This is a genomic window from Caulobacter sp. HMWF025, assembly GCF_003060965.1.
Lineage (GTDB): Bacteria > Pseudomonadota > Alphaproteobacteria > Caulobacterales > Caulobacteraceae > Caulobacter.
Map to the genome: position 1 here is coordinate 11,130 of NZ_QAII01000067.1, position 9,603 is coordinate 20,732.

General features: G+C 67.6%; 9 protein-coding genes and 1 pseudogene. 5 read left to right on the forward strand and 5 right to left on the reverse strand.

Annotated elements, in window-relative coordinates:
• The coding region (coxB, locus tag DBR10_RS08300; RefSeq protein ID WP_233243329.1) for a cytochrome c oxidase subunit II at nt 1–749 on the reverse strand (749 nt) is incomplete at its 3' end.
• 366 nt (nt 750–1,115) lie between these two features.
• Between coxB and DBR10_RS08305 the strand changes: the two genes are divergently transcribed.
• From DBR10_RS08305 to tldD, 4 genes are all read left to right on the forward strand, one after another.
• On the forward strand, nt 1,116–1,442 hold the full coding sequence (locus DBR10_RS08305; protein WP_108504317.1) for a PadR family transcriptional regulator: 327 nt from the start codon (nt 1,116–1,118) through the stop codon (nt 1,440–1,442).
• Entirely contained in the window at nt 1,439–2,005 is a 567-nt protein-coding gene (locus DBR10_RS08310; RefSeq protein ID WP_108504316.1) for a DUF1700 domain-containing protein, read from the forward strand. The genes DBR10_RS08305 and DBR10_RS08310 overlap by 4 nt, the downstream gene beginning before the upstream one ends.
• Before the next feature lie 10 nt (nt 2,006–2,015).
• On the forward strand, nt 2,016–2,789 hold the full coding sequence (locus DBR10_RS08315; protein WP_108504315.1) for a GIN domain-containing protein: 774 nt from the start codon (nt 2,016–2,018) through the stop codon (nt 2,787–2,789).
• A gap of 72 nt (nt 2,790–2,861) precedes the next feature.
• Entirely contained in the window at nt 2,862–4,292 is a 1,431-nt protein-coding gene (gene tldD, locus DBR10_RS08320) for a metalloprotease TldD (protein ID WP_108556258.1), read from the forward strand.
• Nucleotides 4,293–4,440: 148 nt separating this feature from the next.
• Here the strand turns inward: tldD and DBR10_RS08325 are convergent, their stop codons facing one another.
• Complete coding sequence (locus tag DBR10_RS08325; protein ID WP_108504314.1) at nt 4,441–6,324, reverse strand: peptide MFS transporter; 1,884 nt, start codon at nt 6,322–6,324, stop codon at nt 4,441–4,443.
• Nucleotides 6,325–6,657: 333 nt separating this feature from the next.
• Between DBR10_RS08325 and DBR10_RS19065 the strand changes: the two genes are divergently transcribed.
• Nucleotides 6,658–6,816 (forward strand): hypothetical protein, encoded by a 159-nt coding sequence (locus DBR10_RS19065; protein WP_158272193.1) that lies wholly within the window; start codon nt 6,658–6,660, stop codon nt 6,814–6,816.
• Nucleotides 6,817–6,821: 5 nt separating this feature from the next.
• Here the strand turns inward: DBR10_RS19065 and recR are convergent, their stop codons facing one another.
• From recR to DBR10_RS08340, 3 genes and pseudogenes are all read right to left on the reverse strand, one after another.
• Entirely contained in the window at nt 6,822–7,430 is a 609-nt protein-coding gene (gene recR / locus DBR10_RS08330) for a recombination mediator RecR (protein ID WP_108504313.1), read from the reverse strand.
• Nucleotides 7,431–7,432: 2 nt separating this feature from the next.
• Nucleotides 7,433–7,762: a YbaB/EbfC family nucleoid-associated protein gene (locus DBR10_RS08335; protein ID WP_108504312.1), complete on the reverse strand. Its 330-nt coding sequence runs from the start codon at nt 7,760–7,762 to the stop codon at nt 7,433–7,435.
• Between the two features lie 136 nt (nt 7,763–7,898).
• Nucleotides 7,899–9,596: pseudogene (locus tag DBR10_RS08340) on the reverse strand (DNA polymerase III subunit gamma/tau); the annotation flags it as partial.
• Nucleotides 9,597–9,603 lie beyond the last annotated feature (7 nt).

Below are 9,603 nucleotides of genomic sequence, written 5' to 3' on the forward strand. Positions count from 1 at the left end.
GGCATGTTGGAGTGTTCGCTGCCGCAGAGTTCCGAGCACTGGCCGTAATAGACGCCGGTCTTCTCGGCCTTGAACCAGGTTTCGTTCAGGCGGCCGGGGATGGCGTCGGTCTTCAGGCCGAAGGCCGGGAGGGCGAAGGCGTGGATCACGTCGGCCGCGGTGACCTGCACCCGGACCACCTGGTTGACCGGCACCACCAGGGCGTTGTCGGCGGCCAGCAGGTACGGGACCTTCTTGGCGTCGGCTTCGGCCTTGGTCAGCGGCAGGGAGGTGATTTCGCTGATCTTCTGGTCGGGATACTCGTAGCCCCAGTACCACTGGTAGCCGGTGGCCTTCACCGTCATGTACGGCTTGGGCATGTCGTTATAGGCGAACAGCAGCCGGAACGAGAAGATCGCGATGAACATCAGGATCAGCACCGGCACCACCGTCCAGACGATCTCGACGGCGGTGTTGTGGCTGAACTTGGCCGGGACCGGGTTGGACTTGGCGTTGTAGCGGATCACGATCCAGATGATCAGGCCCAGCACGAGCAGGGTGATGCCGGTGATGATCGGCATCAGAATGTCGTTATGGAACCAGATCGCATCATGCTTGAGCGATGAGGCGGCCGGCTGGAGGTCGATTGCCCCCGGCGTCGGCTGACCCATCAGATCGTCTGCGAGGGCCTGCCCCGCGAACATCATCGTGGCGGCGAGGGCAGAAACGCCCGTCAAGATCCGCCGCATCCCCTGAAATTGCGCCTTCATATCCCTCACGGCCCGTTTCGGCGACGCATTGCCGTTGATCGTTTGAGCTCGATCAACGCCACGCCGCGCCGACATGCACATTACAGTCAGGCTCGCGGTATCGCGCAATCGACTCACAAAAGGAGTCGCGGTCGCGCCCGCCCAACTGACCATTCTGCTGGCTGCATACGCGCATCGCCAGCGGTTGCCAAGCGCCTGAACTACCCGCCAAACCCTTCAGCGCAACGCCTCGCGGGTTCAATTGCGAAAGACTTTCAGAAACCCCCCTCCGTCGGCTCCGGATCATTACGTATCATTCATTGACAGCTACCTTGCGTCGCTCAGTACCCGGCGATAGAAGGGAGCATCAACGGAGGCGAGGACAACGTGCCGGAAGCCATTGAAATTCAACTGAAGAAGGGCGTGCTGGCACTCTGCGTGCTGGCCCTGCTGTCCCGCGGCGACAGCTACGCCTACGAAATTGCCAGCCGCCTGGCGAAGGACATCGATATGGGGGAGGGTACAATCTATCCGCTGATGCGCCGCATGCAGTCGGACGGGCTGGTGGAAACCTATCTGGTCGAGTCCCAGAGCGGTCCGCCGCGCAAATACTACCGCCTGACCCCGGCCGGACAGGCCAGCTTCACGCAGCAGAAGGCCGAGTGGGCCGCCTTCACCACGGCCGTCAACGACATCCTGGGAGCCGCCGCATGACCCGGCAAGAGTTCATGTCGAGGCTGCGTCGCGGCCTCTCGGGCCTGGCGCCCACCACCGTCGCCGACATCGTCGCCGACCACGAGGCCCACTTCGCCGAGGCCCTGGCCGCCGGCCGGACCGAGGCCGAGGCCGCCGAAGCCCTGGGCGATCCCGACCGCCTGGCGCGCGAGTTGCGGGCCGATGCCGGGCTCAAGCGCTGGGAGGAGACCAAGTCACCGTCCAATGCCGGTGCCGCCATCATTGCGCTGATCGGCCTCGGGGCCATCGACATCATGTTCCTGCTTCCCCTGCTGATGGGGATCCTGGGCGCGATGTTCGGCTTCCTGGTCGCCGTCGTGGCCCTGTTCATCTCGGGCGGGTTCGTCTTTGCCCTCGGCCCCCTGGCCCTCCCGCCCGGTGGCCCGATGACGGCCTTCATGATGGGGGTGGGACTTATGGCCGCAGCCACCTGCATCGGCGCCCTGCTCACCCTGGCGGCGATCGGCCTCTTCAATGCGGTCGTCTGGTACGCCCGCCTGCACTTCCGGCTCCTGAAGCCGGCCATCGAACAGCAAGCCTGAGGGGGCCACCATGATCCGCAACCTGCTCATCATCGCCGGGGCCAGCTTTGTCCTGACCCTCGGCTGCGCCGCCGGCGTCGCCGCCCTGGCCGGACCCACCCTCATGAAGGAGGGCTGGACCATCACCCTGGACGACGACGATGCTCGCGACCGCCACATCAATCTCCAGTCGGCCGAGACCCTGCCCACCCTGAATCGCACCTTGGCCTGGAGCGGCGGCGACCTGCTGCACGTCGATGTGCCGTGCGATGTCGAATATGTGCAGGGCCCGGCCGGCAAGATCGAGGTCAGTGGCCCGAAGGATCTGGTCGAGGGCCTGAAGATCGCCGGCGGCGTGATTACGCTGGACCGTCGCAGTGACCGGGAAAGCCTGACCGTCGACCGCATGGGCATCCGTGTCCTGAGCGACGCCGAGCGCCTGAAGATCGTGGTCACCGCCCCCGGTGTCCGCAAGTTCGAGCTGGACGGCTCGGGCGACCTGACCATCCGCGACTTTGACCAGCCCGAGCTTTCGGTCAGCCTCAGCGGCAGCGGCGAGGTCTCGGCCCGGGGACGCACGACGCGCCTTGTCCTCAACTCGACCGGGTCCGGCGCGGCCCGTCTCGAGGACCTGAAGACCAAGGATGCCGTCGTGGCCCTGGCCGGCAGCGGCGAGGCCGACATCGCACCGTCCGGCGCGGTCAAGGTCAGCATCAGCGGCAGCGGCGACGTCAATCTGGAGACCGAAGCCGCCAGCGTCGTGGCGGAAACCTCCGGCTCCGGCTCGGTTCGCCACAACTACTGAACCGGGCCCTCTGTCCGGCAACGACCAAGGGGCGGGGTGACGGATGCGTTTCGAACGCTTACCTGTAAGCGTATGAACGCTCCCTCCTTCGCCCCTTCCCTGCTTGACGCCGCCGGCGTCGATCCCGACCGCGCCCGCCAGATCCTCGGCGAGGCCCTGGCCGGCGCCGATGACGGCGAACTGTTCCTCGAAAAATCCGAGAGCGAGGCCTTCGTTTTCGACGACGGCCGGCTGAAGTCGGCCTCCTATGATTCGGGCGAGGGCTTCGGCCTGCGCGTCGTGGCCGGAGAGACGGCGGGCTATGCCCACGCCGCCGAGATTTCCGAAGCCGCCATCGGCCGGGCCGCCGCCTCGGCCAGCCTCGCCAAGCGCGGCTATGCCGGGGTCAGCGCCGAAGGTCCCCGTTCGACCAATGAGCGTCTGTATGGCGAGGATGATCCGATCACCTCGCCGGCCTTCTCCGACAAGGTCTCGCTGCTGCAGGAGATCGACGCCTTTGCCCGGGGACGCGATCCGCGCGTCGTCCAGGTCATGGCCTCGATGGCCGGCGAGCGGCGGGTCATCGAGATCCTGCGCGCCGACGGCAAGCTTGTGCGCGATGTCCGCCCGCTGGTGCGGGTCAATGTCCAGGTCACCGTCGAAAAGGATGGCCGCCGCGAGAGCGGTTCGTCCGGTGCGGGCGGCCGGGCCGGCTTTGCCGCCTGGATCAGCCCCGACAAGTGGCAGGAGCAGGTCGACGAAGCCCTGCGCATGGCGCTGGTCAATCTGGACGCCGTCGCCTGCCCGGCCGGCGAGATGGACGTGGTCCTAGGCCCCGGCTGGAACGGCGTGCTGCTGCACGAGGCCGTCGGCCACGGCCTGGAAGGCGACTTCAACCGCAAGGGTATTTCGGCCTTCTCCGGCCGCATCGGCGAGCGCGTGGCGGCTCCGGGCGTCACCGTGTTCGACGACGGCTCGCTGGCCGGTCGTCGCGGCTCGCTGACCATCGATGACGAAGGGACGCCGACCGAGCGCACCATCCTGATCGAGGACGGCATCCTGGTGGGCTACATGCACGACCGGATGAGCGCCCGCCTGATGGGCATGGAGGCCACCGGCAACGGCCGCCGCCAGTCCTATGCCCACATGCCGATGCCGCGCATGACCAATACCGGCATGCTGGCCGGCAACGACGATCCCGCCGAGATGATCGCCTCGATGAAGCGCGGCCTCTACTGCGCCAATTTCGGAGGCGGTCAGGTCGACATCACCAACGGCAAGTTCGTCTTCCAGTGCACCGAGGCCTATCTGGTCGAGGACGGCAGGATCACCGCCCCGGTCAAGGGTGCCACCCTGATCGGCGACGGCCCCAGCGCCCTGACCCGTGTGACCATGATCGGCAACGACTTCGACTTCGATCCCGGCATCGGGGTCTGCGGCAAGTCGGGCCAGGGCGTCCCGGTCGGCGTCGGCCAGCCGTCCCTGAAGATCACCGGCCTGACCGTGGGCGGCACAGCGGTTTAGGCACCGCCTGGGTCCCGGCGCTCCCCCCGGCCTTCGCCGGGGTCCGGCCGGGACGACAGGCTTTTGGCTTGGTTCAGCGGCTCACGCAGACCCCAACAAAAAAGGCCCCGGATCGCTCCGGGGCCTTCGTTGTTTCAGGGCCGCAGGTCTAGTGACCCGTGGTCGACGCCTGGGTCTCGTCCGAGCCGTGCGACCACTTCTTCAGGATCGGCGACAGGATCAGGAACAGGATCCCGATTCCGATCGACACCAGGCCGATGACGTTGAAGACCTTCAGCGAGGCCGCCAGGGCCGCGCCGGGGTCCAGCACCTGGCCACCGACCGTTTCGGTGGCGGTCAGGCCGGCGATCTTGCCGCCGACCCACTGGGCGATGGCCACGGCCAGGAACCAGACGGCCATCATGAACGACACGACCGAGGCCGGCGACAGCTTGGTCATCTGCGACAGGCCGACCGGCGACAGGCACATCTCGCCGGTGGTGTGCAGCATGTACATCAGCACCAGGAAGATCAGCGGCATCCGGAAGGCCCCGTCCGCGAAGGTCGAACCCCATTGCAGGATCAGGAAGCCGGCACCGACCTGGGCCAGGGCGAGGCCGAACTTCACAACCGGATTGAGGTCCTGGCCACGCTTGCCGAGGAAGGTCCAGATCGCCGCGAAGATCGGGGCGAAGATCAGGATCCAGCCGGCATTGAGGGCCTGGGTCTGGGGGGCGTTGAAGCTGGTATTGACCCAGAAGGTCGAGGCCGGGTCGATGCCCGCCCTGGCCATCTGCTCGGGCGCACCCAGGGTCACGGCGGTGCCGAACAGTCGGATCGGTTCACGCACCAGGTCGAGCTGGACATTGGTCGAGGCAAACAGGCTGAGCGACGAACCGGCCTGTTCGAACAGGGTCCAGAACACCACCGCGCCGAAGATCAGGAACACGGCCAGGGCCAGACGCTCGCGCTCTTCCTTGACGCACTGGGTGGCCATGAACCAGCCGATATAGCCGAGCGAGGCCAGGATGCCGATGTTCAGGGCGATCCCGACGACCGCATTGTACTGCACGAGGAAGAACACGCCGATCACCCCGACCAGCGACAGGGCATAGATGGCCAGTTCGAAATTGACCGGACCGGCGACCTTGGCCTTCAGGACCTTGGGCTCGGGCGGCTCGCCCTTGCCCATCAGCCACGGCTTGCCCAGCACGAAGACGACGAAGCCCGCCGCCATGCCGACCCCGGCCAGGCCGAAGCCTGCCCACCAGCCGACCGTGACGCCCAGCAGGCCGCACAGGATCGAGGCCCAGAACGAGCCCAGATTGATGCCGTAGTAGTAGAGGTTGAAACCGGCGTCGCGACGCGGATCGCCCTGCGGATAGAGCTGGCCGACGATGGTCGAGATATTGGGCTTGAGGAAGCCGACGCCGACGATGATCAGCGACAGGGCCAGCCAGAAGATGTTGAGATACAGCGGATCGCGATCCTTCACGTCCAGCCTGTACTCGGCCTTGGGCAGAACGGCGGGCAGCGGCGCGGTGGCGGGCAGGCCCTTGATCTCGAAATCACCGGCCTTGGTGGCGGCGACCTCATAGGGCTTTCCGGCCACGACCAGCTTGGCGACCAGGTTCTGGCCCCGGCCTTCGGCCTGGAACTCATAGGTCTGGCCGGCATAGGTCAGGGTCTGGACGGCGGGCTTGCCCTCAACGGCCATGGCCAGGTGGCCGGCCACCAGCAGGATGGCCCCGAAGGCGACGGCCTTGCGCGTGCCCAGATACTTGTCGGCCAGGAAACCGCCGATCAGCGGCAGCAGATAGACCAGCGAGGTGTAGGAGCCGTAGTGGGCCGAGGCGACCTTCGGTTCGAACAGGAAGTGCTGGGTCAGATAGAAGATCAGGATCGCCCGCATGCCGTAATAGGAGAAGCGCTCCCACATCTCGGCGAAGAACAGGATGATCAGGCCCCGCGGGTGTTGGCGAAGCAGCTGGATAAGCACGGGAATACCGGTCACCAGCGTGACCAGAATCCCCAGGGCGATGACGATATTCATTCACAAACCTTGACGTGTTAACGGATCGGGGCGGCCATCATGGTTGTTTCGCCCTCGCCTCCCCCGGTTGGCCGGGAGAAGATCACGCGGCACGGCGTTTCACAAGCAAGGGCGTGCCTTGGCCCGTGCCCTGCCCTGCCGTGCCGCAGAAAAGCACGGTGCTGCTCCGAAACCGGAGCCTCACGCCGCCGCCGCCCTGCCCTCCCGAGCAGGACTGGGGCGCTATGACGCGGTGACGCGAAGCGCCGGGTAAGGTCCCATTAAGGGTACCGGGTGCTGCATGGGTTTCACGCCGCAGCGTCTAGCCCCCGCAGAAGGGCATTGGAGGAAACCATGGCTTTTGTCAGCCTGCATCATGCGCCGTCGCACGGCACGCATCGCGGATTGAACCTGCAGCTGCCGCCCGTCGCCTGGATCCGCGTCGGGGCCCTGGCGGCCTGTATGGCCTTTTGGGTCGGCCTGGCAATGATCATCGCCGGCTTCGTATCCTGACCGGTTCAGGCCGGTCGCCGGGCCCTCAGGGCCTGGGCGATCGTGCCGTCATCCAGCCAGTCCAGATCCCCGCCCACCGGCACACCGCGCGCCAGCATCGTCACCGACACGCCTGAATTCGAAGCCGCCAGCCGGTCGGCCAGATAGTGCGCCGTCGTCTGGCCGTCCACCGTGGCCGGCAGCGCCAGAATCACCTCGCTCACCTGCCCCTCCCCGGCCCGCACCAGCAGCTCGCCGATTCGCAGCGCCTCGGGCCCGATCCCGTCCAGGGCAGACAGCAGTCCGCCCAGCACGTGGTAGCGGCCCTTGAACTGGCCGCCGCGCTCCATGGCCCATAGCGACCCCACCTCCTCGACGACGCAGATCAGCCGGCCGTCACGGGTTTCGTCGCTGCAGACCGCGCAGGGGTCAGACGTATCCAGCGAGCCGCAGGTGGAGCAGGTGCGCACCTTGGCCTGGGCGTCGACCATGGCCGCCGTCAGCGGGGCCAGCAGAGTGTCGCGCTTCTTCAGCAAGGCCAGCGCCGCGCGCCGACCCGAACGCGGACCCAGCCCCGGCAGCTTGGACAGCAGGGCGATCAGTCGCTCGATCTCGGGTCCTGCGGAGGCGGCCAACTCTAGAACTTCATGCCCGGCATGCCACCCATCATGCCGGCCATCGGCCCGGCGGCTTCCTGCATCAGCTGGGCCTGTTTGGCGTCGAGCTTCTTCTTGGCGTCGGCGTGGGCGGCGATGATCAGGTCGGCGATCACCTCGCCTTCGCCCGGCTGAACGAGGCTCTCGTCCATCAGCACCCGCACCAGCTCGCCCGAGCCCATCAGGGTGACGGTGACCATGCCGCCGCCCGAGGTGCCGTCCACGGTCAGTTCGGCCAGCCTAGCCTGGGCGTCGGCCAGTTTCTGCTGCATCGCCTGGGCCTGCTTCATCAGGCCGCCGAGGTCTTTCATCTCATGTCTCCACCTTACAAGCTGTCATCCCGGCCCAGCGCGCAGCGCGCCGAGCCGGGACCGTAGCAAACTCAGAACCTGTCGCGGTCCCGGATCTTCGCGCTACGCGCTCGTCCGGGATGACAGTTTTAGCGGCCTAGTCCTCGACCTCGTCCGGCTCAATCGGCGCGGCTTCGGGGCCGGGCAGCTTGCGGACTTCCAGCTCGGCCCCCGGGAAGGCGGCCAGCAGGGAAGCCACGAACGGGTCGGCGCGGATCTCGGCCATCGCCTCGCGATCCTCGCGCTTCTGGCGCTCCATCAGGGTCTCAGCCCCGCCGCCGCCCTCGGCCGCGACCAGCCAGGGCTGGCCGGTCCATTCCTTCAGCGCGCGCACCAGACGGCCGGCCAGATTGCCGGGCGCGCCGGGGGCGGGCTCATACGTGATGGCCCCGGGACGGAAGCTGATCGGCCGCACGAACTGTTCGACGTCGAGGCGCAGACCGATGTCGCGCTTCTCGGCGATCAGCCGCAGGACATCATCGAACGAGGCCAGCACCGGCAGGGCCGGCGCCGCCGCTGCGGCGGCCATGGGCAGGGCCTGGGCCGTGACGCCCCCGCCCGTACCCCCGCCACCGCCCAGCGAGCCGCCGCCCGGCGCGCCGCCGACGGGGTTGCCGTCGCGCAGGGCCTTCAGCGCCTCTTCCGGACCCGGCAGGTCGGCCGCATAGCACAGGCGGATCAGGGCCATTTCGGTCGCGGCCATGGCATCGGGCGCACGGCGCACCTCGTCATGGGCCTTCAGCAGCATCTGCCACAGGCGCGACAGGGTGCCGGCCGAGGTATGGGCCCCGATCGCGGCCAGGCGCGCGGCCTGCTCCCTGGGCAGGGTCAGGGCATCGGGCCCGAGCGCCTTGGCCACCGCCGCACCGTGGCAGTGGTCCAGCAGGTCCAGCATGACCACGACCGGATCGGCTCCGAAGCCCCACAGGGCCCGGAAGCCTTCAAGGGCGTCGGACGGCTTGCCGCCCATCACGGCCTCGAACAGGGCGATGGTCTGGCCGCGGTCGGCCAGGCCCAGCATGTCGCGGACCACGGCAGCCGAGACCGTGGCCCCGCGCTCGGCCTGGACAATGGCCTGGTCCAGCAGCGAGAGGCCGTCGCGCACCGAGCCCTCGGCGGCGCGGGCGATCAGGGCCAGGCCGTCGGCATCGACCCGCGCGCCTTCCTTGGCCGCGATGCGGTCGAAGTGCTTGACCAGCACGTCCGGCTCGACCCGGCGCAGGTCGAAGCGCTGGGTGCGCGACAGGATGGTCACCGGCACCTTGCGGATCTCGGTGGTGGCGAAGATGAACTTGGCGTGCGGCGGCGGCTCTTCCAGCGTCTTCAGCAGGGCGTTGAACGCCGCCGTCGACAGCATGTGCACTTCGTCGATGATGTAGACCTTGTAGCGCGCCTCGACGGGGGCGTAGCGCACCCCGTCCAGCAACTCGCGCATCTCGTCGACCTTGGTGCGGCTGGCGGCGTCCAGTTCCAGCACGTCCATGTGCCGGCCTTCGATGATCGACTTGCAATGGAAGCCGTCGACGGTGAGGTCGACCGACGGCTGGTGAACCGTCTCGGTCTCGTAGTTCAGGGCGCGGGCCAGCAGGCGGGCCGTGGTGGTCTTGCCCACCCCGCGCACGCCGGTCAGCATGAAGGCGTGGGCGATACGGCCGCTGGAGAAGGCATTGGCCAGGGTCCGGACCATGGCCTCCTGGCCGATCAGATCCTCGAAATTGCGCGGACGATACTTGCGGGCCAGCACGGTATAGGCCGCGCCGCTGTCCGGCGGGGTGTCGGCGACCACCGGGGCGGCCTATACC

What these genes read in the sequence shown, in the direction of transcription:
- tldD (WP_108556258.1), top strand. Translation starts at nt 2,862, where the DNA reads ATGAACGCTCCCTCCTTCGCCCCTTCCCTGCTTGACGCCGCCGGCGTC.
- DBR10_RS08315 (WP_108504315.1), top strand. Translation starts at nt 2,016, where the DNA reads ATGATCCGCAACCTGCTCATCATCGCCGGGGCCAGCTTTGTCCTGACC.
- DBR10_RS08310 (WP_108504316.1), top strand. Translation starts at nt 1,439, where the DNA reads ATGACCCGGCAAGAGTTCATGTCGAGGCTGCGTCGCGGCCTCTCGGGC.
- DBR10_RS08325 (WP_108504314.1), bottom strand. Translation starts at nt 6,324, where the DNA reads ATGAATATCGTCATCGCCCTGGGGATTCTGGTCACGCTGGTGACCGGT.
- DBR10_RS08335 (WP_108504312.1), bottom strand. Translation starts at nt 7,762, where the DNA reads ATGAAAGACCTCGGCGGCCTGATGAAGCAGGCCCAGGCGATGCAGCAG.
- DBR10_RS19065 (WP_158272193.1), top strand. Translation starts at nt 6,658, where the DNA reads ATGGCTTTTGTCAGCCTGCATCATGCGCCGTCGCACGGCACGCATCGC.